23 protein-coding genes and 1 pseudogene are annotated in these 25,720 nt (G+C 41.8%); 9 read left to right on the top strand and 15 right to left on the bottom strand.

Features of this window, described 5'->3' with window-relative positions:
- The first annotated feature begins 174 nt into the window (after positions 1-174).
- The 4 genes from ACEYW6_RS24150 (at position 175) to ACEYW6_RS24135 (ending at position 5,017) form a co-directional block, all read left to right on the top strand.
- Entirely contained in the window at positions 175-1,377 is a 1,203-nt protein-coding gene (locus ACEYW6_RS24150) for a glycosyltransferase family 4 protein (RefSeq protein WP_412981750.1), read from the top strand.
- Positions 1,295-2,224, top strand: a complete 930-nt coding sequence (locus ACEYW6_RS24145; RefSeq protein ID WP_412981749.1) for a glycosyltransferase family 2 protein — start codon at positions 1,295-1,297, stop codon at positions 2,222-2,224. The genes ACEYW6_RS24150 and ACEYW6_RS24145 overlap by 83 nt, the downstream gene beginning before the upstream one ends.
- Before the next feature lie 151 nt (positions 2,225-2,375).
- Positions 2,376-3,812 (top strand): O-antigen ligase domain-containing protein, encoded by a 1,437-nt coding sequence (locus ACEYW6_RS24140; protein ID WP_412981748.1) that lies wholly within the window; start codon positions 2,376-2,378, stop codon positions 3,810-3,812.
- 92 nt (positions 3,813-3,904) lie between these two features.
- Positions 3,905-5,017: a glycosyltransferase family 4 protein gene (locus ACEYW6_RS24135; protein WP_412981747.1), complete on the top strand. Its 1,113-nt coding sequence runs from the start codon at positions 3,905-3,907 to the stop codon at positions 5,015-5,017.
- A gap of 38 nt (positions 5,018-5,055) precedes the next feature.
- Here the strand turns inward: ACEYW6_RS24135 and ACEYW6_RS24130 are convergent, their stop codons facing one another.
- The 4 genes and pseudogenes from ACEYW6_RS24130 to ACEYW6_RS24115 form a co-directional block, all read right to left on the bottom strand.
- Positions 5,056-5,388 carry a hypothetical protein gene (locus tag ACEYW6_RS24130; protein WP_412981746.1) on the bottom strand — a complete coding sequence of 111 codons (333 nt, stop codon included), beginning with the start codon at positions 5,386-5,388 and terminating at the stop codon, positions 5,056-5,058.
- A 104-nt stretch (positions 5,389-5,492) separates the two neighbouring features.
- Positions 5,493-6,173 (bottom strand): annotated as a pseudogene (locus ACEYW6_RS24125) (DUF72 domain-containing protein).
- A 1,189-nt stretch (positions 6,174-7,362) separates the two neighbouring features.
- On the bottom strand, positions 7,363-8,010 hold the full coding sequence (locus ACEYW6_RS24120; RefSeq protein ID WP_190894075.1) for a pentapeptide repeat-containing protein: 648 nt from the start codon (positions 8,008-8,010) through the stop codon (positions 7,363-7,365).
- A 159-nt stretch (positions 8,011-8,169) separates the two neighbouring features.
- Positions 8,170-8,664 carry a hypothetical protein gene (locus ACEYW6_RS24115; RefSeq protein WP_190894076.1) on the bottom strand — a complete coding sequence of 165 codons (495 nt, stop codon included), beginning with the start codon at positions 8,662-8,664 and terminating at the stop codon, positions 8,170-8,172.
- A gap of 600 nt (positions 8,665-9,264) precedes the next feature.
- Between ACEYW6_RS24115 and aroF the strand changes: the two genes are divergently transcribed.
- Both aroF and ACEYW6_RS24105 read left to right on the top strand, forming a co-directional pair.
- Positions 9,265-10,134, top strand: a complete 870-nt coding sequence (gene aroF / locus ACEYW6_RS24110) for a 3-deoxy-7-phosphoheptulonate synthase (protein ID WP_412981745.1) — start codon at positions 9,265-9,267, stop codon at positions 10,132-10,134.
- 28 nt (positions 10,135-10,162) lie between these two features.
- Positions 10,163-10,483 (top strand): hypothetical protein, encoded by a 321-nt coding sequence (locus ACEYW6_RS24105; protein WP_412981744.1) that lies wholly within the window; start codon positions 10,163-10,165, stop codon positions 10,481-10,483.
- 221 nt (positions 10,484-10,704) lie between these two features.
- Here the strand turns inward: ACEYW6_RS24105 and ACEYW6_RS24100 are convergent, their stop codons facing one another.
- From ACEYW6_RS24100 to ACEYW6_RS24085, 4 genes are all read right to left on the bottom strand, one after another.
- Entirely contained in the window at positions 10,705-11,115 is a 411-nt protein-coding gene (locus tag ACEYW6_RS24100; protein WP_190894094.1) for a response regulator, read from the bottom strand.
- Positions 11,116-11,310: 195 nt separating this feature from the next.
- Positions 11,311-12,021 (bottom strand): Crp/Fnr family transcriptional regulator, encoded by a 711-nt coding sequence (locus tag ACEYW6_RS24095; protein ID WP_412981743.1) that lies wholly within the window; start codon positions 12,019-12,021, stop codon positions 11,311-11,313.
- Positions 12,022-12,101: 80 nt separating this feature from the next.
- Positions 12,102-12,848: a Crp/Fnr family transcriptional regulator gene (locus ACEYW6_RS24090; RefSeq protein WP_412981742.1), complete on the bottom strand. Its 747-nt coding sequence runs from the start codon at positions 12,846-12,848 to the stop codon at positions 12,102-12,104.
- Positions 12,849-13,037: 189 nt separating this feature from the next.
- On the bottom strand, positions 13,038-13,775 hold the full coding sequence (locus tag ACEYW6_RS24085) for a Crp/Fnr family transcriptional regulator (RefSeq protein WP_412981741.1): 738 nt from the start codon (positions 13,773-13,775) through the stop codon (positions 13,038-13,040).
- 1,378 nt (positions 13,776-15,153) lie between these two features.
- On the opposite strand from ACEYW6_RS24085, the gene ACEYW6_RS24080 reads away from it, so the two are divergent.
- Entirely contained in the window at positions 15,154-15,300 is a 147-nt protein-coding gene (locus ACEYW6_RS24080; protein WP_230966947.1) for a CopG family transcriptional regulator, read from the top strand.
- Positions 15,301-16,214: 914 nt separating this feature from the next.
- On the opposite strand, the gene rpsU is transcribed toward ACEYW6_RS24080, so the two are convergent.
- Positions 16,215-16,406, bottom strand: a complete 192-nt coding sequence (gene rpsU / locus ACEYW6_RS24075) for a 30S ribosomal protein S21 (RefSeq protein WP_094333031.1) — start codon at positions 16,404-16,406, stop codon at positions 16,215-16,217.
- Between the two features lie 120 nt (positions 16,407-16,526).
- Positions 16,527-16,841, bottom strand: coding sequence for an RNA recognition motif domain-containing protein (locus tag ACEYW6_RS24070; RefSeq protein WP_190730472.1), 315 nt, complete (start codon positions 16,839-16,841; stop codon positions 16,527-16,529).
- Between the two features lie 310 nt (positions 16,842-17,151).
- Between ACEYW6_RS24070 and ACEYW6_RS24065 the strand changes: the two genes are divergently transcribed.
- Positions 17,152-18,546: a TldD/PmbA family protein gene (locus ACEYW6_RS24065; RefSeq protein ID WP_412981740.1), complete on the top strand. Its 1,395-nt coding sequence runs from the start codon at positions 17,152-17,154 to the stop codon at positions 18,544-18,546.
- Positions 18,547-18,976: 430 nt separating this feature from the next.
- The gene (locus ACEYW6_RS24060; protein WP_412981739.1) at positions 18,977-19,507 is read left to right on the top strand and encodes a pentapeptide repeat-containing protein; all 531 of its coding nucleotides are present in this window, start codon (positions 18,977-18,979) and stop codon (positions 19,505-19,507) included.
- Between the two features lie 26 nt (positions 19,508-19,533).
- Here the strand turns inward: ACEYW6_RS24060 and ACEYW6_RS24055 are convergent, their stop codons facing one another.
- The 5 genes from ACEYW6_RS24055 to ACEYW6_RS24035 all read right to left on the bottom strand — a co-directional run bounded on the left by ACEYW6_RS24055 (position 19,534) and on the right by ACEYW6_RS24035 (position 25,401).
- Positions 19,534-20,721 (bottom strand): phosphatase PAP2 family protein, encoded by a 1,188-nt coding sequence (locus tag ACEYW6_RS24055; RefSeq protein ID WP_412981738.1) that lies wholly within the window; start codon positions 20,719-20,721, stop codon positions 19,534-19,536.
- 129 nt (positions 20,722-20,850) lie between these two features.
- Positions 20,851-21,501, bottom strand: a complete 651-nt coding sequence (locus tag ACEYW6_RS24050) for an HMA2 domain-containing protein (protein WP_412981737.1) — start codon at positions 21,499-21,501, stop codon at positions 20,851-20,853.
- A gap of 450 nt (positions 21,502-21,951) precedes the next feature.
- The gene (locus ACEYW6_RS24045) at positions 21,952-22,839 is read right to left on the bottom strand and encodes a M23 family metallopeptidase (RefSeq protein ID WP_412981736.1); all 888 of its coding nucleotides are present in this window, start codon (positions 22,837-22,839) and stop codon (positions 21,952-21,954) included.
- A gap of 211 nt (positions 22,840-23,050) precedes the next feature.
- Positions 23,051-23,488, bottom strand: a complete 438-nt coding sequence (locus tag ACEYW6_RS24040) for a DUF6918 family protein (protein ID WP_190901688.1) — start codon at positions 23,486-23,488, stop codon at positions 23,051-23,053.
- A gap of 257 nt (positions 23,489-23,745) precedes the next feature.
- Entirely contained in the window at positions 23,746-25,401 is a 1,656-nt protein-coding gene (locus ACEYW6_RS24035) for a mechanosensitive ion channel family protein (RefSeq protein ID WP_412981735.1), read from the bottom strand.
- Between the last annotated feature and the right edge of the window lie 319 nt (positions 25,402-25,720).

Raw genomic sequence — 25,720 nt, 5'->3', positions numbered from 1 at the left:
TGGGAAAATTACTTTTTGAACGAACCGCATACTCCTAGGTTGAAGCAAGCGTAAGCGTCCCGCAGGGAACGTAGAGAAGGACGCGAAGAGAGTAAGAACAAGATTCTACTCTGCGTCTCTGCGTGAGGCAAGAAAATATTTATGCAATAGGTCTATTTTTAAGGAAGGTAGAGTGTGAAACTTTGTATTGTTACTCATAAAATCAAAAAAGGTGATGGTCAGGGGCGGGTAAACTACGAAGTTGCTCAAGAAGCAATTCGTCGTGGTCATCAACTGACATTATTAGCTAGTGAAGTCGCACCAGAACTAGAAGAAAATAGCCAAGTTAATTGGATTAAAATCCCAGTCAAAGGCTATCCCACAGAATTTGTTCGTAATTTCATATTTGCCCAAAAAAGTGCAGATTGGTTGCAGAAACATCGCTCTGAAATTGATTTGGTTAAAGTCAATGGAGCAATTAATCTGGCTGCGGCTGATGTGAATGCTGTACATTTTGTCCACAGTTCATGGTTGCGATCGCCTGTTCATATTTCCCGCAACCGCCGAGATTTATATGGTTTCTATCAATGGCTGTTTACGGCTTTTAATGCCCGTTGGGAAAAACAGGCTTTCCAAAAAGCCCAGGTTGTCGTAGCTGTATCAGAAAAAGTAGCGCAGGAATTAGTTAATATTGGTGTGCCGCGTTCTAATATTCGCGTAATTATCAATGGCGTTGACTTAGAAGAATTTGCCCCTGGCCCAAGCAATCGCCAAAAGTTAGGTTTACCGGAAAATGTCACCCTAGCATTGTTCGCCGGAGATATCCGCACACCTAGAAAGAATTTAGATACAGTGCTGCACGCCTTGGCGAAAGTTCCTGATTTACATTTGGTGGTGGTGGGACACACCCAAGGTAGCCCTTTCCCAGAATTAGCAGCATCCTTAGGGTTAAGCGATCGCGTGCATTTTGTGGGATTTCGCCGTGATATCCCCGAAATTATGCAAGCAGTAGATTTATTTGTTTTTCCTTCCCGATATGAAGCTTGCAGCCTCGTATTGTTAGAAGCACTTTCTTCAGGACTACCAGTAATTACTGCCACAGCCACCGGGGGCGGTGAGTTGGTGACACCAGAATGCGGCATCGTTTTACCCGACTCAGATGATATTGATGCTTTAGCTGTGGCGCTGATGTCCTTGGTGAGCGATGTCCCATTGATACAGCAAATGGGCAAAGCCGCTCGCTTTGTAGCAGAACAACATAGCTGGACTACTATGGCACAAACTTATGTGGATCTATTCGAGGAGTTAAGCAAGAATGCGGAACACGGTTCTCATACCAACTTATCGCCGTCCACAAGACCTATCACGCTGCCTTTTGGCGCTACAGGAGCAAACTAAACCCGTTGATCAGGTGATAGTCGTTGTCCGCGATACGGATGCAGAAACTTGGCAATTCTTGGCGCAATTAAACGTCCACAACTTGCCACTGCATACCGTGAAAGTGACACAATCGGGCGTAGTAGCAGCCCTCAACGCCGGATTGGCAGCAGTGGAAGGCGATATTGTTTCCATTACTGATGATGATGCTGCACCCCACCCAGACTGGTTAGAGCGTATCGCCGCTTACTTTACCTGTGATAGTCGCCTCGGCGGACTTGGCGGGCGTGATTGGATACACCACGGCAGCAAATTAGAAGACGAATCCCGCCCAGTAGTGGGACAGTTGCAATGGTTTGGGCGAGTGATTGGCAACCATCACCTGGGAGTGGGAGAACCCCGTGAAGTGGATATTCTCAAGGGCGTAAACATGAGTTTTCGTACCCAAGCAATCGGGCAATTGCGCTTTGATGAGCGAATGCGTGGTACTGGAGCGCAAGTACATTTTGAAATGGCATTCACTCTGACATTAAAACGGGCTGGTTGGAAGATAATTTATGATCCTAACGTTGCTGTAGATCACTATCCAGCACAACGTTTTGATGAAGATCAGCGAAATAACTTTAATGAAGTTGCTTTTATTAATTTAGTCCATAATGAAACCTTAGTTTTACTAGAGCATTTGCCATTTATCCGCCGGATTGTATTTTTGTTCTGGGCAGTATTCGTGGGTACATGCGATAGTTTGGGTTTCGTCCAATGGCTGAGATTTATACCTAGCCAAGGGCAGTTGGCAGGGAAAAAATTGCTGGCATCCTGGCGGGGGCGGTGGCAAGGATATAAAGAATTCGTAATTCGTAATTCGTAATTAAAAATGAATTCAATTTCTTCTTAGCTCTATTTGTCTGTCAAGTTGAAATTGATGGGTAAACAAGTTCGTGGTAAGGACTTTAGTCCTTATTTTCTAAGCACTAAAGTGCTTACTACAAACCTTTGGTAAATCCAAAATTTAAAATTGAATGAATTCTAGACAGATACTTTTCAATAGTTTTTTAGAAGAAAACTATTCTCCTGAGGAGCGATCGCCACAGGGTTGGATGGCGATCGCAGGCTTTGTATTACTTACTGTAGTTTGCTATTTTGCTGGTGCTACTGCCGCATTGCGCCTAATTTATCCGGTAATAGCTTTAGTAGTAGCCATATTTTTATACTTGCGGCATCCCATTCTCTACATCAGCTTTACCTGGTGGATATGCTTTCTCACACCCTTAGCTACCCGCTTAGTTGACTATCGGGTAGGCTGGGACCCGACTCGTCAAATGCTCATAGCACCCTATTTAGTGGTGTTTGTTACCATAGGAACTTTCTTAAGACACTTTCCCCGCGCCTCTCGTCAAGGGGGCTTGCCGTTTGTTTTGGCTTTTATTGGAGTGTTTTATGGGTTTTTAATTGGTCTGATTTATAATGCACCAATCCCTGTAGCACGGGGACTGCTGGATTGGCTCGGGCCGATTATTTTTGCTTTTCACTTATTTATAAACTGGCGAGATTATCCCAGCTATCGCCAGAACATTCAGCGAACATTTCTCTGGTGTGTGTTAATTTTAGGAGCTTATGGCGTATATCAATTCGTCGTGGCTCCTGAATGGGATAGATATTGGCTCATAGAATCAAAACTATTCATGAGTTCTGGAAACCCTGTACCTTTCGGGATGCGCGTCTGGAGTACATTGCACTCAGTTGGCCCCTTTGGTTCAGTTATGCAAGCTGGGTTGTTGTTGTTATTTACTAGTTCAGGAAACTTAATTTTTCCTGCCTCAGCTGTTGGCTACTTGTCCTTTCTGCTAACACAAGCACGGACTAATTGGGGGGGCTGGGTATTAGGAATAATTATGATTATGGGTTCAGTCAAAACCCGAATTCAAATGCGGTTAATCACGATAATTGTAGTGATGGCAATTTGTGTTGTACCATTGACAACCATCGAGCCAATTGCTGGGGTTGTAGCAGCGCGTTTGGAAACATTTTCTAATCTTGAAGATGATAACAGTTTTAAAGATAGATCGGGAAGCTATGACAAAAACCTTGGTTTAGCCCTTTCTAATGGTTTAGGTAATGGGTTAGGGAATATTTGGAAAGTCAATGAAAAAACTGGTCAAATCGAAGTAGTGGTGATTGATAGTGGCATTTTAGATATGTTCTTCACCCTTGGTTGGTTTGGAGCCATCTTTTATATGGGTGGATTACTTTTGTTGATTATTAGTGTCAGCAATTATGGCGAAGGTCGTTTCGATAGTTTTATCAGTGCTGCCCGCGCTATTGGTATAAGTTCTGCTGCACAGCTAATTATCGGTAGTGGCATGTTAAGCGTGGCAGGGATGATTCTTTGGGGATTTTTAGCTATGGCGATGGCAGGACATAAGTATTATCAACATCAAAAGAATTATGAATTATGAATTAATACCAAAATATTTGACTGGATGCAAAGTATTTTTTGTGGTTAGTTAAAAAGTAAAATTTTACGACTTAAATAGGACTGATATAGATTATGAAAGCAATTATTGTAATGCCACTGGCCGAGCAACGAGGTGGCGGTGAAATGATGCTTTGGGATTTGGTGCAACAGGGACGTAATGCTGGTGTCGAGTGGATAGTGATATTTTTAGAAGACGGCCCGATGGTCGAACAAGTAAAGTCCCTTGGTATTGATGCGCGAGTTGTGGAAAGTGGACGTTTACGCCAAATCCACCGTTTTATTGCCGCCGTTTTTCGGATAGCTGCGATCGCACGCCGCGAACGTGCAGATATAATTGTCAATTGGATGTGGATCACGCATATATCTGGAGGTTTGGCAGCAATGCTGGCGGGGTTACCTGCTGTGTGGTATCAGCTAGAAGTGCCTAGCGATAAAACTTGGTTGGTACGAATCGCAACTTTAATCCCAGCCCGTGCAATTATCACTCTCTCCCAAGATGGCAAGCAAGCACAGGCAGAAATTTGGCCCCACAGACCAACACCTTTGGTTTATCCTGGTGTTGCACTAGACCGATTTGAGCCTAATACTTTGCCGTCTCCTGAAGAAGCACGGCGGAAGTTGGGCTTACCTTTAGACGGGCCGTTGATTGGAATTGTTGGACGATTGCAACGATGGAAGGGAATGCATGTATTGGTGCAAGCGATGCCCAAAATTTTACAGAAGTATCCTGATGCTCATTGTGTGGTGGTTGGCGGTAAGCACGATTTAGAACCGGATTATGAGGACTTCTTAAAAGCGGAAATTGCAGCCTTGGGCTTGAAAGAGCAAGTAATTATGGCTGGGCTACAGCGTAATATCCCGGAGTGGGTGCAGGCGATGGATGTATTCGTTCATGCATCAGATAAAGAGCCGTTTGGAATTGTGATTATTGAGGCGATGGCGCTGGGTAAACCTGTGATTGCTGGTGATGCAGGCGGTCCGACAGAGATTATTACCGATGGGATGAATGGATTATTAACACCTTACGGTGATGCAGAGAAATTAGCGATCGCAATTCTCCGTTATCTTGACGAGCAAGAATTTGCCCAGAGTGCCGGAGTAGCTGCCAGACAACGCGCCCTCGATTTCTCAACGCAGAATTATGCCCAAAACTTTATTAGTGTACTTCGTTCTGCTAAGGCTTGATCCTCCCTAACCCTCCTTTTTAAGGGGATCTGCTGCATTTATCCTGGCTCTTTCAATACTTGAACTGCTAGCAATGCTAATGCTGCTGCACCAGCGATCGCACCCCACTGAAGAACCGGATTTTTTTCTAGCCAGTCGGAAACGGAAACACTAAGTATAACCAAGTTACCGTAGTCTCCATTAACTCTGTCGTCTTCAGCAACTGGTTGGTAAAAATTGTTTGATGCATCTTCAGACTTCGGCTCGGAACTATGCTGTAACTTGAAGGCGATCGCCTTAAATTGGTCAAATACTTCCACATCAGCTACGCAATAAGTTGCCTCGCCGCCAAAGCTGCGAATCTCTTCCACTAAAGACTTTAGCTTGTTCAAGAGCAACGCTCTATACCACTAGGTCAGCTAATGCGATTCCTATTGCCAATCAAGCAGTCAACTGATTTGATTGAAGTAGAATAATAAGTTTTCAATTGTGTATTTCAACAAGATTCCAACAAAGTATAGAGTCGTTGAGCATCACGAATAGCTTGTCCATCGGGGTCGTTGTTGAAATACATGTAAACGTCAATCTCCTGCGTCAGAAATGAACGGATACGTTCAACCCATGTAGATAACTCTTCATCGTTATAGCCAATATCCCATTGCCCGCTATGCATACGGATGTATGTCCAAGGGGCAGTCAAACAGACATCAAGAGGAACTGTTGGGCTTACAGGTAAGCAAAGGGCTACACCTGCACTTTCCAATAGTTTGTAAACTTGGGGTATCAGCCAGCTTTTGTGATGGAATTCAACTGTAAATCGTTGTTGTGGTTAGGTTTGCAGTAATTCCAAAAATGGCTGAAGACGCTCAATATTTCTGTGCCAGGTATGAGGAAATTGAAATAAAATAGGGCCGAGCTTTTCTTGCAATCCAGATGCCCGTTCCATCAGACGAGATAGTGGTTCTATCGGGTCTTTTAACTTTTTCATGTGGGTGAGATAACGGCTACCTTTGATGGAAAAAACAAAGTTAGATGGTGTTTGTTTGTGCCAAGCTTCAAACACAGACCGTTCTGGTAGACGATAAAAGGAAAAGTTAATTTCTACAGTAGAAAAGTGTTGAGTGTAAAATGATAGTTGCTCGCCGCTAGGTATATGTGGTGGATAGAAAATGTCCATCCAATGTTTATAAACCCAACCACTAGTACCGATTTGCAACTCACTCATTCTGCTGCCTCAGGTACACTATTCTCTTATAAACTACTAAGCCTGAGCGACTAACATAGCCTGAAACAGTTTTGACCATTTTTTAAGATGCTATCATTCCTTTTAAAGCTAGTATTTTATGACTGAAGTTGTGGAGTTGTAATTGAATCCAATTACCGCCTTTAGCTATACATTGATAGCATATATCTCCATAACCTTCGCCTTGGTCATTACATATAATTAATCTGGCTTCGTGCGTCTGAAAGTTTTGCTGGCAAATTAAACATACTTGCCTACTTTTGCCAGTATTGCATTCTATCTGATATTTCATGTTTCTTATCCTTATTGGATCAATTTAAATTAAGCGATAATTAAGATATATATTCTTATATCTAAAATTTTTGAAAGTATACATCTATAAAATGAAGTGTATATTAATTTTAGATTATTAAGTTTAAATGTGATATACAATACAATTTACTCTCTGAGAATAAAAAATACTTCTAATTCTTACTGTTTACTTATTTTTTAAAGTAAAAAAATGATCATAATCTCAAGAAGAAATTTTATATCATATAGCGGTTCCCATTCAGATGCGGTACAACATTACATCACGAGGTGTAGGGGCACGGGCAATGCCGTGCCCCTACGGGTGTAACTTAAACGCTTTATAAAATAACAGGCAGAAGTATTATTGATTTTAATTTCAAATAATTTTGTTTTCTCACTTTTTTTGATTTTTTAAACTCTTAAGTAGAATATTTTTTAATGTTTTAAAGTTAATTTCAGCCGTCAAATACTTTAATTTCAAAATATCCACAAATGGTCTTTTCCATTACTTCTATCGTTTTCTGGGCTTTAATAAACTTTATTCCAGTCGTGAAGTCCAGGCTGTAGATGCTTTAGGGTATCTTCTAATGACACTCATTGTTATGACAGTAATTACGGTAAAAATTACAACTTCTAACTTTCTTAGAGGATGTTTTAAAAGTCTTATTGTCGGTATCAAAATGTTTTCTATCCTCCTTAAAAAGGAGGAATTTGAGAGGTTTTTGCCCTCCTTTTGAATGGGGTTGGGGGAGCTGAGTACGTAAATCCTGTATGCTTGAGTGCTGGTTCATTTGAGTAATTTACCAATAGCTGTGGCATAGCACAGCCTCAGCTATTGATAAATTGAACCATCAGGCATAATTGCCCCTGCTAAGTTAGTACCAACTAGTTTAACCAGAAGGCGCTCACCAGAGCGAATCCGTGCTCCTGTTAAGTCGGCTCCTCGCAAGTCAGCCCCACTGAGATCCGCTCCAATCAAATTAGCAGCGCGTAAATTTGCCTCCCTGAGATCCGCTAAAAGTAGGTTTGCTCGAAATAAATTTGCTTCAGACAAATTCGCACCTCTGAGGTTGACTTTGTGCATAAAAGTATCGCTGAGATTAGCACCGCTCAAATTGGCATAACTCAGATTTCTGCCAGATAAGTCTTTATTGCTCAAATTTGCCCGACTGTAGTCTTTGCCACTCAAGTCTGAATTTTGCTTTGGTGGTTTCTGGGTTGTTTGAGATGGTTTTTCCTGTTGAGGTGGAGGTGAGTGATATGTGGTTTGATGTTTGGTTTTTAGAGAGCGCAATTTTTCACGAGCTTCATTTATGGCTTTCAGCTTGTCTTGTGCTTTCTGCTGTAAACGGAGATTGTCTTTGGGAATGCGATCGGGATGCCAAACAAAGACTAAATCTTTGTAAGCCTGGTTCACTTCGTCAAGTGTTGCCCCAGGCTCTAATTCCAAAACTCTATAGTACTGCTCCAGATCGCTCATACGATATTTTGGTGGACAATCAACTTAATTATGAGTGATGGAGCCATCTATTCGCTGCATCATTATGTCATTGATCATGAGGCATTGGGCATGGGGCATTGGGAAAAGGAGGCAGAAGTTCTTTAATTTTGAATTTTGAATTTTGAATTGATTGCTCCCTCATCTCCCCATCTCCCCATTTCTCCATCGCGCGATCGCTCTCAAATATGCTGAAACTGGAATCTGATAAATTTCAATCACAATCCAAACAATAATTGATAAATGTGATAAGAAAGTTAATATAGTCCAAATATATGGCATCCAGGTAATGGGTTCTTTGAGATTAGCAGGAAAATAGTAAGCTACTATGCCAATTAGAGTAGTGGGAAGAATTACAAAAACTGCTGCTGCTAGTCCATAACCCCAACCTAATTCCACACCTTCCAACTGGCCTTCTGTCCAACTAAACCCATTCCAACGCCAAATTAAGGGTGGTTGCCTAGAAGGCATCTTGATTTGCTGTAGTTCTAAGTTGACTGTAAAAATCTCTTGGCAAAAGTCACAAGCCATAGCTTCCATCAATGGCATGTGAGAAATCTTACCTATCCGACAGACTGGGCAGGGGTAAACTCCATAATAGTCGAAAGATTGGGCTAAGATTTTGGAACTGGGCATAATGAAACTGAATGATCCTAAAAAGTTGATCTGGTCAATGAGGACTTGGGCAAGAATAATGTATGGCGATCATCAATTGTCTGCAATAAGCTTTCGCAAGATGAGATGACAAGTCAGGAGAATTATATATTTTAACTTCTCAATTCTGGTTACTGGTCTTGACTCCCACAGTTGTACTGAGTCTATCGCTTTTTTATGTTTTGTGGGGGTCTTGACACCGCCTACTCTTCCTGTTAATGTTACCTTACATAGGTATAGTTTTTACGTTTTCCAGCAAAAGCCCCGCAAATGCTTAAGACAAACTCCTACTTTTATTTTTGGTTTAGGGTGGTTCACCGGGAGTGAATTGAGTTTCCTAATGGAAACCGCCCGGTGAACCGCAGAGGGGACTCTGCGGTTTTTGTTTTTTTAAGGAGAATTTCATCGTCATGACTTATTTCAGTAACTGGTTTTATAGCTTTTACTTTTGGCCCAGAGTAAGTTCCGGGTAAATAGCGTCATGCCGATGAATCAGAACGCGCCCGGAACTTATAAAAGGTTCCGGGCTTTTTTGTTATCGCAAAATAGTACCCAATACTTAATTTTTAGGAGAATAGAACCATGATTAATGCCAAACTTGCCGCACAATCCCATCGGAATCACCAGACAATTGTTAAAATCTCAAAAAAAGTCGCTTTCGGGGGCGAAGAACTGGTAATTATCGGCGGCCCCTGCACTGTTGAAAGCCTAGAACAAATGGAGATAGTCGCCCAAAAGTTATCTACTGCATCCGTGCAAGGGTTGCGTGGCGGTGTCTACAAACCCCGCACATCTCCCTACGCTTTCCAGGGTATGGGAGAGTCAGGATTGGAGATTTTGGCAAAGGTGCGATCGCATTACAATATGCCAGTTGTCACCGAGGTGATGTCAATTTCCCAAATTGAAGTGGTCGCCGCCTACGCTGATATGCTTCAAGTTGGTAGTCGAAATATGCAAAACTTCGACTTGCTCAAAGCTTTGGGACAAGCTGGTAAACCGATACTACTCAAACGTGGTTTAGCAGCGACAATTGAAGAATTCGTCATGGCTGCTGAATATATCCTCAGCCACGGTAATCCTGATGTGGTGTTGTGCGAAAGAGGTATTCGCAGCTTTGATGATTACACTCGCAATGTCCTAGATTTAGGGGCAGTGGCAGCACTCAAGCAAATAACCCACTTGCCTGTGATTGTAGATCCTTCCCATGCTGTCGGGAAACGAGAACTAGTAGCACCTGTGGCTAGGGCTGCGATCGCTTGCGGTGCAGATGGATTAATTATTGAATGTCACCCAGAACCAGAAAAATCTGTTTCTGATGCCCGTCAAGCACTTTCTTTAGAAGATATGGTGCATTTAGTTGATAGTTTAAAGCCTGTAGCAACAGCCGTTGGGCGCAGTATATCAGATGTCGGGGCGGGTGTGGAACCTGCCCCGATTTTTTGGGCTGCTTAAATTTAGTCATTTTAGTCATTAGTCATTAATGACTAATGACTTCGATTTTCGCACGGCTTTTTATGAAAACGAGCGATCGCAGGAGCTTGCCGGAAAGACAAGCCTTTTAGGAGAGAGGTCAAAGTATATTGCTTCCATTCGAGAAGTGCTATATTTTGGAGGGCTGGAACAGATTTTGGCAAGCTCACTGCAAATGGAAATTTCTTTAGATGAGATTGCCAACCAAATTGTAAATGATGAGGAAATCGCGCGATCAATCAAGGCTTTGGCTCGATTGTTGAATATCATCGAGCAAAAGAGAATTTACAGGTATCTCAATACGGTTTGGTTAAGGAAAGAGACGCGATAAATCGCCGTCTCTACAAAGGACTGATTATTGTAAAGACGGCGATTTATCGCGTCTTTGTGATCTATAACTTTCATCAAAAAATCTTATCCGAACTGTATTGACAGGTATCTATCATAAAGCTATGGCTATGCCCGCCAAAAGCATCACAGAACTTTTCGGTCTACTGAATTGAGTTAAAGCTTTCTTGCTTACTGGCTTCTGCCTTGTTGCATCCAAATATGTCAAACGTATTGTTCGAGTCCAGCTAAACTAGCAACCGTAGAAGCTAAATCGTCTAAGTCTATCGGCTTACATCGGTATATATCGTAACCTGCTAATAATGCACGATTACGGTCTTCGTCCAAAGCAGATGCCGTCAGAGCAATAGCTGGAATCTTTCTCCCTCGCTTTTCTTCCAGATTTCTGAGCTTCATGAGCAGTGAGCAGCCGTTTTCATCTGGTAAATAAATATCACTAATCAGAATGTCTGGTTTAAACAATAACATTATTTCTAGAGCCTCACCTGCTGAAGCAGCTGTGATAACCTCCGCTCCGTCTAATTCAAATAGGAAGCTAAGTAACGTTCTCGTATCAGGGTCATCATCAACAACGAGTAATCGCAGACCTTGAAAAGACATCGATTGATTAGACATTATTCTCACCGCCGTCTGGCTCGAACACTTAGACTAGTAATTGCATCAAAAGGCACGTATTTGTAAATGCCATTTGATGCATACTTTACTAAATCTTAATAGAACTAATTAGCAAGCGTCTGTCCGGTTTCGGACATAGTAAGGTAAAATCATTCACTAGCGATGTCTAGGACGGGCTACGCCTACGCGCCTTAACTAATTCCCCAGCAACCGAGCAAATTCTTTTTGGATGACTTGATAACACTCACAGGAAGTTGCTTCCAAATCCCCTCGGTTCAGGATGTTAATTTGACCACGCTGATAGCGAATCATTCCGGCTCGGCTCAGGGTGCTAGCGGCTACTGTTACACCGGAGCGCCGTACACCCAGCATCTGGGCAATAAATTCCTGCGTCAACAGAAATTCTTCTGATTCCAAACGGTCAGATACTGTTAACAGCCAACGAGCCAGCCTTTCTTCTAGTGTATGAAGACGGTTGCAGGCACATGATTGTGTAAGTTCAGTATATATAGCTCGTAAATAGCGCAGTAGCAGCTTTTGAAGCGCTCCGCCCCGTTTGAACTCGTTTCGAACTACATCTGCATCCATCTGCATTCCAGCGCCCGAAATTTGCACAAATGCTTTTGTGGTTGTTGTATTGCCACCTAAAATTACTGGGATACCCACCATGCCTTCATTGCTCACTATCCCAACTTCCACTGTCGAACCATCTTCCATAATAGTGACTATAGAAACCACTGCATTTTGGGGAAAATAGACCTGTGTGATGGGTTCTCCTGGTTCGTAAATGACTTGCCGGGTGGGAAACGAAACTAACTTCAGGTGCGGGACAAGGCGCTCATAATCACTGGTTGGCAAAGCCGCGAGTAACTTATTTACTTGCGGCTTAAGAGTCTTTTCGCTCACTGAACATTAAAAGAGAAATTTGCTCAGAATACTTTAAATTAAGTTACTTTTGCGGGTCTGTTCGGTTTCGCACACATAACTCAAAAAAATTTTCTGGCTCGGTTACTCGGCATGAAGCCGAGTAACCGAGCAAATTCCTTTTGTATGACTTGATGACACTCGCAGGAAGTTGCTTCCAAATCCTCTCGGTTCAGGATGCTAATATGACCACGTTGGTAGCTGATCATTCCGGCTCGGCTGAGGGTGCTAGCCGCTACTGTCACACCGGAACGACGTACACCTAGCATCTGCGAGATAAATTCTTGCGTGAGGGGAAAATCTTCTGATTCCAGACGTTCAGAGACTGTCAGAAGCCAGCGAGCCAGCCGTTCTTCAAGTGTATGGAGACGGTTGCAGGCAGCACCTTGCGCCAGTTCAGAGTATACAGCTTGTACATAGCGCAGCAGCAGGTTTTGAATAGCTCCGCCCCGATTGAACTCGGCTCTCAATACATCTGCATTGATTTGCATCGCAGCACCCGCAATCTGCACAAACGATGTTGTGGTTGTGGTATTGTCTCCTAAAATTACTGGGATACCCACCATGCCTTCATTGCTTACTATCCCAACTTCTGCCGTTGAGCCATCTTCCATAGTGGTGACTATAGAAACCACTGCCTTATCAGGAAAATAGACCTGTGTAATGGGTTCGGCTGCTGCGTAAATAATTTGTTGAACTTGCAGCGGAACTAGCTTTAGATGAGGGACAAGGCGTTCATAATCACTGGCTGGTAAAGCTGCCAGCAGCTTATTTGGTCGTTGCTGAAAGAGGCTTTTATCTAGTGACATTAGAAATCACTCTCCTTAAGGTAGGTGACTCTAGAAAAGCCAACTCAAGGCATAAGGAAAGAATTTCAGAATTTGATCCTAATGTCGAAAGGTGTATTCTCTAAAGGAACATGGGGACGATCTAAAAAATCTTAAATGAACACAGTTGTTCAAGTCGGTGCAATTTCGTACATAGAAGCTCAAAAAAAATTATTTTCGTCGTTTATTGGGCTTATTGCCCAATAAACGTACATATTCATCTTCTATAATCTGATAACATTCGCAGGAGGTTTTTTCTAAAGCCTCTCGATTCAGGATGTTAATCTGACCACGCTGGTAGGTGATCATTCCGGCTTGGCTCAGGATGTTTGCTGCTTCAGTAACACCAGCACGACGTACACCCAGCATCTGCGAGATAAATTCTTGCGTGAGTGGAAATTCTTCTGATTCCAAACGGTCAGAAACTGTTAACAGCCACCGAGCCAACCGCGCCTCTAGTTTATGAAGACGGTTGCAGGCAGATCCTTGTGCAATTTGAGTGTACATACCTTGCACGTAGCGTAGCAACACGCTCTGAAGGGCTGTACCCCGATGGAACTCGCTTCTAAGTATATCCGCATCTATCTGCATAGCACTGTCTGGAATCTGCACTAATGCCGTTGTGGTTGTGATGTTGTCTCCTAAAATTACTGGAATACCCACCATGCCTTCATTACTCACTAAACCAGCTTCTACAGTCGAGCCATCTTCCATAGTGGTGATTATAGAAACCACTGCTTTATTAGGAAAATAGACCTGTGCGATGGGTTCGCCTGCTTCGTAAAGTACTTGCCGATTTGAGAGGGAAACTAGTTTTAGATGGGGGATAAGGCGCTCATAATCATTGGGTGGCAGAACTGCCAGCAGATTATTTGCTGGTTGCTCAAGGATATTTTTGTCTAATGACATTGGGATTCTCCTGAATGTAGCAGTCTCTAGAAAAGACAACTTGCGGCATAAGGAGAAAATCAAGAGTATAACCCTAATGTCAAAAGGTGGATTTTCTAAAAAAGTTGTAATAAAAAGTTTATCTTTTTATACTCATATTTATAATATAACATAACCAAATTATTTCTTCATAGTAATAAAAAATCTAGATTCTAGACTAAAAAACTTGGTATAAATGTCTAAAGTATCTATCTAAAGGCTAAATAAAATTAATACAAATTAAGAGGTCCTCATTAAGTACATACTACAGCAAATAAGCATATTGACGTTGTTAAATCCTGGCTTTAGCAAAGTTAATAGAAAGTATAAAAAATCTCTGTCCTCGGTTTAAAGGTAAGGAAACTCAACAATTTAAATTGCTAGTTTTCACTGTAATTGCGCTTGCGATCGCATAATTAACTATAGTTATGTTCACTTCCTTACTTTTCAGTATTGCTTTACTTTATAGTATCTAAATCTAAGCAAAATCTACTAACAGTAATAGCTGATTTAATGCAAAATTAAGTATTAATATGGCGCGTTATAGCTCTATATTAATGCATCAAAAATATCATCATTGTCTCAGCAAATATTTTGATTATTAGTATAACTTTTCACTTAGACTACTAAAAATATATGGTTATAGACATGAGCAGCATTGGAAGCGATCGCAACGGAAAGGGGCGATCACTAATTTTATGCAGTGTCATCACCAAAGCTGAGGTTAATAGATTTCCTTAGAAATAAGTTAAGGCAATAGCAATAAATCTGCCGATTGACCTTTTTTTAATTAAAAGTTAAAAATTAAAAATTAGTGAAGAAGAATAATTTGTAATTAATTTTGGGTACAGAGCCAACACTAAATAAAAGATTTAGTGGTATACAATCAGTGGTGGGTTCAGAGCCAACACTGATAGCCTCGGCGGTAAGCGAGTCCGCGAGCGTCTTGCAATTTTTAATTTTACATTTTTAATTGGAGCGTTCGCGCAGCGTCTCGTAGAGAAGCGACTTGACTGATATCGGGGTAATGGCAATCGCAAAAAAAGATAGAGTGCTAAATCAAAGGCACATGACTTGCTAAATTATCTTAATTATTTAAAATACGACAGTTGGTGAGAATACTTATTTTAAGTTTACTGTCTTTAATATGCTTTTCACATTCTATTTATAATTACTGCCCTAACAGTAGCTAAACTTCATACTTGAGAATATACCCTACTTCTTCACTATTGCTTAGAAAAACATAATATCTGCTTCATGATTACTTAAATTAAATGTCATTACTTATACCATTGTAGTAGCAGCTTAAAAGATTGATATTAGAGAAGTAGTTTAAAAATATAGCTTGTCTGTCTAGTACATGAATAAAAAATGGGCTGCTAAACGACTTACAATCAATCTCACATCAAGCGAGTCAGAGAAGCTTGAAAAATACTGTTCAATCACGGGGAGGCCAGCAACTGATGTGATTCGGGAGTTAATTCGCTCTCTTTCTATTCAAGAGTAAAAAGTTTCTCAAACCTAGTAAATCATACTGAACAAAAAACAAAATCATGATCTGCACATCTCAATTTCTGAGTGAAATATACTGTTTTACAGTTAAGCTGATGCGCGTCTAAAGGATATAAACACTCTTGATGGTCGTTGACTGTTGACTGTTGACGGTTAACAGTCATCAGTTATCAGTCATCAGGTAAATGTACAAATATAAATGCGTAACAGCTGATCAGTTATTTTCCTGCAAACACGCGCTATAGGTAGCAACTGAAGATAATCCCGATGTGATTATGCTGGATTTAGCCATCCCCAATATGGATGATTTTAAGCTAATAGTTCACCTAAAAGCGAATCTGCAAACCCATTCTGTTCTGATCATTTTTATTACTAGTATATTCGAGGAAAATCGCTAGTGGAGTTTAGAGGCAGGGGCAACAGCATTCCTGCTCAAACCCCTCTAGGTCAAGGAACTACTCAATAGGCTGTAATCGCTGCTGGGAATGAGATGTATGCACAATCTTCATCTCAGCAGTTTACCCAAGTGGGGGTTTTCATGCTACTTCCTCTCCTTTTCCGTCACGAGAAGGATTACAGGTTGGGCATTATCTGCTCATCGTGCCACAACTTTCCAAGACAGACCCTTCAAAAGTCTTGTTGACTATTAAGAGAATCCCAAAAATAAATTTTTCAGCCAAATTTTAGTAAAATCAGCGTAGCGATCGCCATCCCGGAAGTAACTATAAAAAGTTCTTTGTCAGTTGTGGGACACACCGTTATTTACATGGCTCATCCCATAATCAGTAATGGCTTTACCAAAACCTACCCTTTAGATTTACATGCAGGTGTACAGCGATCGCCTCTTCGACAGCTAAGAATCTAATGAGAGGATAAGTAAACTCCGCTTACCTTACGTATCGCTTGTTCTCAATTGCGACGGAAATTTCTCTTACGTTGCTTGTGCCTTGCAACTTCTTTGCGCTTGTGTTTTTCCAAAGGTGTTTCAAAGTGACGATGCTTTCTCATGTCTGGAAAAATACCTGCTTTGGAAACTTCCCTTTTAAATCGACGTAAGGCTGACTCAATTCCTTCATTTTCACCCACAAATACTTGGGTCATTTTCATCTCCTACTTAATTGGTACTGGGCAATTTTAAGCTATCCAGTAGACCGGAGCGCAAAAAGGGCAGATAATGATTCTGCCCTTTAGACGTTAAAACTTAATTTTTGATCTTAAAGCTTAGTAGCGTCCGCGAGAGTATCCGCCGCCGCCGCCACCGCGACGGTCGCCACCAAAGGAACCGCCTCTATCTTCCTTAGGTTTAGCTTTATTAACTTTGAGATCGCGTCCCATCCACTCAGCACCATCAAGAGCTTCAATGGCAGCTGTTTCTTCAGCTTCTGTGCCCATCTCTACGAAAGCAAAGCCGCGTGGACGTCCTGTTTCACGGTCAGTAGGTAACTGAACACGTTTTACAGAACCATGTTCCGCAAAAACAGAGGTGAGGTCTTCTTGTGTGACCTCGTAGGATAGATTACCTACATAAATTGACATGCGTTATCTCCAAAATCATAGGTGTGTAGAGATTTAGATTTCGGAGACAAGCTTGTTAAGACCAAAAGGGAAAAGCCTGTCAATACTAAAAACAAACACTGTAACCGAATTTTATTCTCACTTAATTACCTTAGCACATCATTCAGTTCTTACCCATCGTAAAAAAGGAAGTACTCAGAGTGAGCGATCGCTTGTGGACTCCTCAAACAACCTCTAGGTCATAGATTTATAGGCAACTCTAATATTTATTAGCAGATATTCCCCAAATAATTGCAAAATAAATGCAGTTCGTCATTGTTACTACTTGGAAATGCCGACTACACTTGCTGACGCACAAAATTTACTTTCTGACCTGATTGCCCGCTACTCACAGCGTGTAGATTATCTGATGATTCGCCTTGAAGAAGCAGAAGGGACTGATATCTTGTTGCGTGGCGACAAGGTAGAAACCCTCAGTGAAGGCATCTCCATTGGTGGACATATTCGCGCTTGTTATAAAGGTGGATGGGGGTTGAGCTGCTTTAACGAGCTGGCGACAATTAAGGAGCGGATAGAAGAAGCGATCGCTGCTGCGCGGATGGTTGGTGATGAAGAAACTTTACTTGCACCCATTGACCCGGTGCAAGCAGTATGCATCCTACCCCTAAAAGGCACCGATCCCCGAAAAATCCCACTATCGAAGAAAAAGCAATTATGCGATCGCTATACTGAATTGCTCAAAAGCGTTGATCGCCGGATTACCACTACCTCGGTGCGCTATGGAGACAGCGCCCAAAAAGTGATCATAGCTACCTCAGAAGGCACTTTGATCGAGCAATCTTGGGTGGATATGGAAATGCGCTTTGCCGCCACCGCCAGAAATGGCGAAACCGTACAAACTGGACGGGAAACTACTGGCTCTCGCAAAGCTTACGAAGATTTGACTGGTTTGGATGAACAGGTAAAAAGTGCTGCTCAAAGAGCGATCGCAGCTTTATCTTTGCCATCAGTCAAAGGCAATACCTACACCGTTGTCATTGACCCAATTCTTACGGGTTTATTTGTCCACGAAGCCTTCGGACATCTTTCTGAGGCTGATATGGCTTACGAAAACCCCGATCTGCTGGAAGTTATGACCATCGGGCGGCGGTTTGGCCCAGAAGAACTCCAAATTTTTGATGGTGCGGCTCCAGAAGGACATCGCGGTAGCTATTTTTACGACGATGAAGGCACGCCTGCTACTACTACTCAACTAATTAAAGATGGAGTTTTAGTTGGACGTTTACATTCTCGTGAAACCGCGGGCAAATTGGAGGAAGCACCTACAGGTAACGCCCGCTGTCTCAGCTATCACTTTACTCCCATTGTCCGAATGACAAATACCTGGATTGAACGGGGTAAAACGCCAGTCAAAGACTTATTCACCGATATCAAAGAAGGAGTGTATGCCCGTAATTGGTTAGGTGGGATGACGAATGGGGAAATGTTCACCTTCAGTGCAGGGGAAGCGTGGATGATTAGAAACGGCAAAATTGCGGAACCTGTGAGAGATGTAACGCTTTCGGGCAATGTATTTCAAACATTAGCGGATATTGAGGGAATTGGTAATGATTTTTACTGGGATGAATCTGGCGGTTGTGGTAAGGGAGGGCAAAACGGTTTGTCAGTGGGTTGTGGTGGCCCTAGTCTCCGAATTCGAGATGTAGTTGTTGGTGGGGAAACGTGAACTACTGGCCGCTATACCCGATATATCGGGTTAGCTTAGGTTTGTAATACACTGTGGCGGAAGTTTGCCTACCTTTAACAAGGGGCAAAATCCCCTTGTCTGGATTTGGGCCGAATTGTAGTCTGCAAAAGAATACGAATTGGTTTTGCCATAACCTCTGCTAGATGAGCACCAGAATTGAGTATAGCGATCGCTTTTTACTAATACTTAAGTTTTTAAGTCCCCGATCATCTATCCCAAGGATGAAAGTAACTCACATCTCTAGATACTAGCGCCAGCGGTTGAGGATGGCTAATCTAGACAAAGGTGATTCAGGATTCACTCTGGCTTAATTCACCACACCAATCCTCTGTGGCGCGTGCTGAGGATTTGCGGTCTCTGGTTAACCTGGATAGCCTCAATTAAATGTTCTTTAGCACAGCGACAGATTATGAAAGCAGATCAACTCCTGAAAAACTATGCCGCAGGTGTCAGAGACTTTAGTGGTGTCAACTTGAGCGAGGCAAACTTAAGAGAAGCCAATCTCAGCGGCGTAATTTTGGATAGAGCAATTTTAGATGGAGCTAATCTGAGTCACGCTAATTTAGTTCAAGCCAGTTTGATTGAGGCAGACTTAAATGGAGCAAATTTGAGCAATGCTGACCTCAGTGGTAGCAACTTAAGCGGAGCTATCTTGGATGGAGCTATCTTGGATGGAGCAACTTTGGATGGAGCAAATTTGAGTCAAGCTGATTTAACGGTTGCTAAGTTGATTGAAACCAACTTGAGTGAAGCCGATTTGCAGGAAGCAAGTTTGATAGCGGCGAATTTAGATGGAGCCGATTTGAGTGGTGCAGACTTAACTGTAGCCGACTTGTCCCAGGCAAATCTTACCCAAGCAGATTTGAAGCAGACAAATTTGAGTGGAGCAAATTTGGAGGGAGCCAATATAGAAGGAACAATCCTGGATGAGAATGTTTAAATCTAATAAGGATAATTGCTGACAAATCAGCCTGCTTCCAGTGACAAGTGATATTTTTGCTGCGATTCCAAGTTAAGGATACAGGCAATCAACCACACTAAACCTGCGGCATAGCCAGCTGTCACATCAGTTAGCCAATGGACTCCAAGATAAAGCCGACTGAAACCAATCGCAGCAATTAAGGCAAAAGTCAAACCATAAATCCAAAAGCGCCATTGAGGAAACTGCTTTGCCAGAATATAGCCCGTAAAACCGTAAATAACTATTGAGACCATTGCATGACCGCTGGGAAAACTGTGTTGACCCACATTAATAATATGCTTCCACAATGCTGGACGCGTTCTACCAAATAATATTTTCATTAAACAATTTAGCAAGATTGCACCGACTCCAGCCATGCCCAAGATCGTTGCATCCCGGTGACGGTTATAATATAAAGGACTAATTGCCAACCCTAAAGAAGATAACAGCATTACTAGTGGATCGCCCAGAAAAGTGATACTAAGCATAATGCGATCGAGCAGTGGTGTATGCAGTTTCTGGATCAAAAGCAAAATGGCTTCGTCAAAATTATATGCGTACAACAGTCCAGTGCCGCATACAAGGGCGCAAACAGTCCCGAATACCGGAATAAATTGACTGCCAGTTTGGTTTAATTGCTGCTGCATGGATATTTGTTGAAATAATATGCCTGAATCAAATATGTTTCGGTTATTACCCCCAACTGAAACAATATTTTCTTTAACATCAAAGGAATGCAACTTACTGTCTCCAATGACTGCGGCAGATGCTTTTGGAACCTTGACTAATTGGCTGGGTATGGAAGAAGCAGCTAATTTACTCCCTTTTTTCCTATAATCTAAGACAATTTCTTGGATGAGCAGTGCGATAGTGGTTTGCGTAGCGTCTCGTTGGCGCAGCCTCCCGTAGACAAGAGAAGACCCGCCTTGTCCTATCGGACACCCTTCGCCAAAGGGGTTCGCGTTTAAACTTTTATCTGGATGGAAAATAACCAAGATATTCCCTGTGTAAGTATTAGCACGAGCTTGCAAGATTATTTCCTTCTCTAATAATCTTGATTCGAGATATCTTTTGAGAGCTTCCGAATGGTAAAGCCCATTGACCTTATATCTGGCTCTTCCTTTAACGGCAGTATGTATTGCTTGAACCCAATAATCTTTATTAATCACTTTATGAGATTGAGGAGTACCCATTTTTATTTAATTGATAATAAAATGCTTAGACTAAAGACTAGGGAAGAGAGATTTTCATGAATTCTGCGAAATCCCAGTTATTTCAGGGCTACTTACTCTTAACTAGGAATAATTTTAATGCTTACTGTATTAGCAACTATACGAGCTAAGGCTCACTAACAGATTGTATTTTAAAGGCTGGGAGTTGACCTCGCTATTGCCGCGTAATCGCCATCGCTTGTTAGGCAAGATAAACATGGCGGCAGATTTTAGTTTCTTAATTATGCTTGTTGATGCAGAAAGTATTCGTTCCCAAACATCTTTCCTAAACCTTCGATACACAATAATATTACGTGCTTGGTTAATTTTGCGTGTACTATCAATTAGGTTAATTAGAGAGTCAAAGATAGTCCCCACGATTGATTTTGACGTTACCTCTTTTGGCATAACCTCATCTTGGGCAGTTTGAATCAGATTGACCAGACGCTCACGCATTTGATTATCTGAAATTACACCTACTTGATAATTGATGACTATGGATGCCGCTTTTGGGTTAGTACGAACATTTGTAACTCTAGGAGCGGATTCTATTACTAACTTGAGTTTATTAGCATACTCAGGATCTCTGGCTAGCAGAGGAATACGAAAACGAATGCGCCCAGGAATTGTATGGACAATGCTATAGAATATCTTTGGGGATGGTGCTCTTTTATTAGCTATGCTTTTACCTGCCTTTTTTGATGGTAAACGCAGATTAAGACTAGCACTTTTGTTAAAATTAGAACGTTTTATAGAAGTCATAGTACCAATTTTTAATTTCAAAAAGCACAAAAATCAAGCGAGGCTTGTTAACTTATCTATTTATGTTCTAAGAGAGGGTTTTCTTGAACTACGTTGACTTTACTTTAGTCATACCTATTCTTGTGAGTTAAAAAATCTATCTCAGTAGTGAATCTAGCTGTCACTGCTTTTCAGATTGGTTAAGTTTCCATAACACTGTGCTTTGCCAATAATAATGAAATAATCAAAAAGCTTTTTTGACTCCTGACTGTTGAATGCTGGTGTAATTGGGGACTTTATGGCGATTTTATTAAAGTCAGTAGACCGAAAAGTTTTGCGATCACTCCCTGATGGATACCTGCAAATCTGATTATTGTCTAAAAAACCGTACTTTATGATCCATTTTTGGGAAAATTTCTTGAGAAAAATAACATAAGGTAAAATTATTACAAAACTTTGCGTTCCTCGTTTTCAAACCAAAGTATCAAATCTGTCAGAACGTATCTGTGTGCCATTTCGCCAAACTTCTACTTTTTCAGGGCTGATTAAATAATAAAAACTACCATTATCTGCTCTATATCTACCTTTACCAATATTTAAAGCTGCTATTTTTATAGGCTTACTTGGGACTTGCTTCAACTGTCCAATATAAAATAACTGGCCATTTTCTTCACAGACTTTTACATGAATGTTTGCAGTCTCACCCTCAATTATGGTAACTCCATTGCATTTAGTATCAGTGTTAACAGGGGCAAAACCTATTGGAATTGGCTGTGAAGGTGAAACTTGCTTTGCTACCGGGGGTGTCCAGACTGGACGGTTCGGGTTATCCGCTTGCTGAACTTTTGCAGTTAAGGATGTCAACAGACGAAGGGGATCAACTGCTATTCGACCATTTGGATGAACTTCAAAATGCAGATGAGGCGCTGTACTATTGCCTGTAGATCCCATCTCAGCGATAATTTGACCTTGAATGACCTGTTGACCCTTGCTCATCAACAAACGGCGATTGTGACCATAAACAGTGATGCTGCCGTCAAAATGTTTAATAGTTATAGCATTGCCTAATCCCCAATCATCCCAAGCTGCTTTGATGACTGTACCAGATGCCGCAGCAACAATAGGAGTTCCAGATGCCCCTGCAATATCAATTCCTTCATGTTGATATTTGCGGAAGCCCTGAGAAATAAACCCTTGAGTCGGCCAGATTAAGTTAGAAGCAGGAATAGGAGTTTGCTGAATTGGCGAATCGCCTGCTAACTGTGTCAGGGCAGATGTATTTGTACTTACTACGGCGGTTAAGGATATTAACCCAATTAGTCCATAAGTGCGGTATCGATAAACGGTAACTTTTTTCATAAGTTGAAAGTTTATTCAAACAATAATTCAGATAGTTTCTGATTATTTGCTGTTTCAAGCTGACTTGGAAAATATCAGGAAATTTAGCAGATATGGCATTTCCAAGACCCTCGCCAAACGCCTTGGCGCTACAAATTTAATATCTGCCCCGTATGCCAGCCACCGATGTATCGAAGGGTGGCATACGTTTTTGTGATTCTTCCCTTCTGGCTCAGGACTTAGTGTAATTATCAATTACTTTGGCTAAGTCGGGCACTGCTTCTTCTACGTGCTTTTTGGCTGAACCACGAAGTTTTTCATAGGTTCCTCGCACGATTTGGCGCTTGGCGTTCTTAACTCTAGCATCGGTGACACCCAATAGCGCGTCTGCCGTATGAGAGCGATTCGCATTCAGGTATTCAATTGGATCGCCTTTCTGTATGCCTTCACTCCAGATAGGATCAAGTGCTGTAAAGCACTGCGGTAGGATCTGTTCAACGACATAGGGGATATACCCTGGTTTGACCCCCTTTAGGGCGGCGAAGGCAGTTTTCAAAGCAATGCCGCTCATACCTGATTTCGATGCAAGCTGTCCTTCTATCATGTTGCAACAGTCATTTATGACCATAGCCTTTTTGGTCGGGTTCAAAAGTCCCTCACTCAGTCCCATTTCACTTTTCCTTATCTATCTAAGTATTTAATTTCTATTCGACTAATTTTTTTAGCAAGCAGGAAATTACAGAAAATCGTATCAGAGTTAGAGAATGTTATGAACATCACATTTTCACTCCTTAAGGCCTTGCTGATAATGGGTGCTTCTCATTCTTCAGTTCGCGTTCTTGTAGAGCTTTTTAGTTAGGGGGGGGAGTGTGCTTCGCGCACACTACGCGAACGAGGTTTCAGGTTTTGAGTGCCTAAATCCTGTTTCTAATTAGCTTTGCCATTACTCTGAAAATTTAACAACTGATCATCATTGACCCAAATTGCTTGCTGAGGTACAGAAATAGAAATTCCGGCATGGTCTAGGGCAACTTTCAGACGGCGGCGAAACTCCCGTGCTACATCCCATTGCTTGAGGGGCTGTGTTTTAATCCATACACGAATAATCAAACCGCGATCGCCAAATTGATCTATTCCCAAAACTTGCGGTGTTTCCAGTATTTGACGCTCCCATCGCGGATCTTTATCCATCTCAAAGCCAATACTTTCAATCAACTTCAAAGCCTTTTCAATATCGGCTTGGTAGGCGATCGGGATCGTTAAATCGGCTCGTGACCAACGACTAGAAAGATTGGCAACAACCTTAATTTCACTATTGGGAATCGTGATCAAGCGCCCTTCAGAATCCCGCAGTTGGGTCATCCGCAGATTCAGATTTTCTACTAAGCCTCCCACGTCTCCCACATTAATCACATCGCCTAAAGCGTACTGGTCTTCTAAAATGATCAGGAAACCGTTAATCGCATCTTTAATTAAGTTTTGCGAGGCCAGAGACACGGCAACACCAACTAAACTGGCACCCGCCAGCAAGGGAACGATATCTATCCCCAATGACACCAGCGCTAGCAAGAAGCCTACTCCTACGCAAATACCAGTAGCGATACTTTTAGTCACGCCAGAAAATGTGGAAACTCGCAGTCTCAGCCGTTCAGAACTTTCTGGAGTCAATAAAGCACCACTGCTAATCAGAGTGGTGGTGAAGCGATCAATGAGGGCGTAGATGAGACGGATTGCTACATAAGTTACCAGGAACACAACACCTAATCGCAAAGGAAATTGGACGGCATTGAGAATTATTACCTGAAATGGTCGTGTGTAGGGAAATAGACCCAAAATAAAGAAGCTTCCACCTCCCCAAATTCCTGCTTGACTTAGCTGGAATAATCGTCTCTTAACTTCTTGGAGATGTCGGTGTTGCTGTTGATTCAGTTGTGTTGCAATTGGTTGAGCTGCTGCTGCTGGTGAAATTTGAGAGTTGAAGGGGTCTGTGTTGGGTTGAGAGGCGATGGGATGTACTAAATCCTTTTTGGAACGCTGCTGCCAGCTATATACCCCCAAACTCATGAGAATCATCACCAATCCAATACCCGCAGCAATTTTAGCTTGGTCGATTAAAAATTGAGTTTGTCTTTCTTGCTTTGCTTGTTGCAAATCTTCTTGTAACGATTCGGCGATTTGATTTGCCGATGTCGATATATCTACCTGTCGCAGTCCAGCATCTTCAGAAGTGATGGTCATCAGATATTGATTGTTGACATAAATGACTGGTAATCCGTTGACCTGGCGAACTTCTACGTTGATTGCTGTTTTTGCTGGTGACTGAAAGTAATTTTGGCTAATTTTCTCCAACTTCTTTTGGATGTCTTCTGAACGCTCAGGAAAGTTGGTTTTTGATGCCGCTATCTGAAATAACCGACGACCATCTAAATAAATCCAGCCCGAAACAATTCTATTATTTGCATCATTACTCACACTGCTGGGAGTTGGCAGCTGAGGTACAAAAGGAATCTGGGCTGTGGCTTTTGGCATAGATACAACGGCTATGGCCATTGAACTAGCGATCGCCAAAAATTGAAAACGCACTCAAACACCTCCTTGAAAAAAATTGACTATTGACTACTTCTATAACCATCCTCCGCAATTGTTTTGAGTAAATGTACCTATCTAAAGTTGAGGTTTTCCCTTTAGATAATGAAACTTTGATGTTTTTTTGTTTGTACTCCATCTTTAGACAGATGACAATGTACTTCAAACCAGCAAGTAAGGCTTAGAAAAGTCTTACTCTTACCAAAGATAAAACAAAAAGGAAGAACCTGGGGATGAAGTTGACATTAGACTGATCAAACGTCAAGCTAGTTTTGAGGACTATTAACTGGTAGTTTTGCTAATTACAAGCAAAAAT

It is taken from the genome of Nostoc sp. UIC 10607 (assembly GCF_047228265.1).
Lineage (GTDB): Bacteria > Cyanobacteriota > Cyanobacteriia > Cyanobacteriales > Nostocaceae > Nostoc > Nostoc foliaceum_A.
This window is presented reverse-complemented; position numbering and strand designations above follow the sequence as displayed.

What these genes read in the sequence shown, in the direction of transcription:
- ACEYW6_RS24145 (WP_412981749.1), top strand. Translation starts at nt 1,295, where the DNA reads ATGCGGAACACGGTTCTCATACCAACTTATCGCCGTCCACAAGACCTA.
- ACEYW6_RS24140 (WP_412981748.1), top strand. Translation starts at nt 2,376, where the DNA reads ATGAATTCTAGACAGATACTTTTCAATAGTTTTTTAGAAGAAAACTAT.
- ACEYW6_RS24135 (WP_412981747.1), top strand. Translation starts at nt 3,905, where the DNA reads ATGAAAGCAATTATTGTAATGCCACTGGCCGAGCAACGAGGTGGCGGT.
- ACEYW6_RS24120 (WP_190894075.1), bottom strand. Translation starts at nt 8,010, where the DNA reads ATGAGCGATCTGGAGCAGTACTATAGAGTTTTGGAATTAGAGCCTGGG.
- ACEYW6_RS24115 (WP_190894076.1), bottom strand. Translation starts at nt 8,664, where the DNA reads ATGCCCAGTTCCAAAATCTTAGCCCAATCTTTCGACTATTATGGAGTT.
- aroF (WP_412981745.1), top strand. Translation starts at nt 9,265, where the DNA reads ATGATTAATGCCAAACTTGCCGCACAATCCCATCGGAATCACCAGACA.
- ACEYW6_RS24105 (WP_412981744.1), top strand. Translation starts at nt 10,163, where the DNA reads ATGACTAATGACTTCGATTTTCGCACGGCTTTTTATGAAAACGAGCGA.
- ACEYW6_RS24100 (WP_190894094.1), bottom strand. Translation starts at nt 11,115, where the DNA reads ATGTCTAATCAATCGATGTCTTTTCAAGGTCTGCGATTACTCGTTGTT.
- ACEYW6_RS24090 (WP_412981742.1), bottom strand. Translation starts at nt 12,848, where the DNA reads ATGTCACTAGATAAAAGCCTCTTTCAGCAACGACCAAATAAGCTGCTG.
- ACEYW6_RS24085 (WP_412981741.1), bottom strand. Translation starts at nt 13,775, where the DNA reads ATGTCATTAGACAAAAATATCCTTGAGCAACCAGCAAATAATCTGCTG.
- ACEYW6_RS24080 (WP_230966947.1), top strand. Translation starts at nt 15,154, where the DNA reads ATGAATAAAAAATGGGCTGCTAAACGACTTACAATCAATCTCACATCA.
- rpsU (WP_094333031.1), bottom strand. Translation starts at nt 16,406, where the DNA reads ATGACCCAAGTATTTGTGGGTGAAAATGAAGGAATTGAGTCAGCCTTA.
- ACEYW6_RS24070 (WP_190730472.1), bottom strand. Translation starts at nt 16,841, where the DNA reads ATGTCAATTTATGTAGGTAATCTATCCTACGAGGTCACACAAGAAGAC.
- ACEYW6_RS24065 (WP_412981740.1), top strand. Translation starts at nt 17,152, where the DNA reads ATGCCGACTACACTTGCTGACGCACAAAATTTACTTTCTGACCTGATT.
- ACEYW6_RS24060 (WP_412981739.1), top strand. Translation starts at nt 18,977, where the DNA reads ATGAAAGCAGATCAACTCCTGAAAAACTATGCCGCAGGTGTCAGAGAC.
- ACEYW6_RS24055 (WP_412981738.1), bottom strand. Translation starts at nt 20,721, where the DNA reads ATGGGTACTCCTCAATCTCATAAAGTGATTAATAAAGATTATTGGGTT.
- ACEYW6_RS24050 (WP_412981737.1), bottom strand. Translation starts at nt 21,501, where the DNA reads ATGACTTCTATAAAACGTTCTAATTTTAACAAAAGTGCTAGTCTTAAT.
- ACEYW6_RS24045 (WP_412981736.1), bottom strand. Translation starts at nt 22,839, where the DNA reads ATGAAAAAAGTTACCGTTTATCGATACCGCACTTATGGACTAATTGGG.
- ACEYW6_RS24040 (WP_190901688.1), bottom strand. Translation starts at nt 23,488, where the DNA reads ATGGGACTGAGTGAGGGACTTTTGAACCCGACCAAAAAGGCTATGGTC.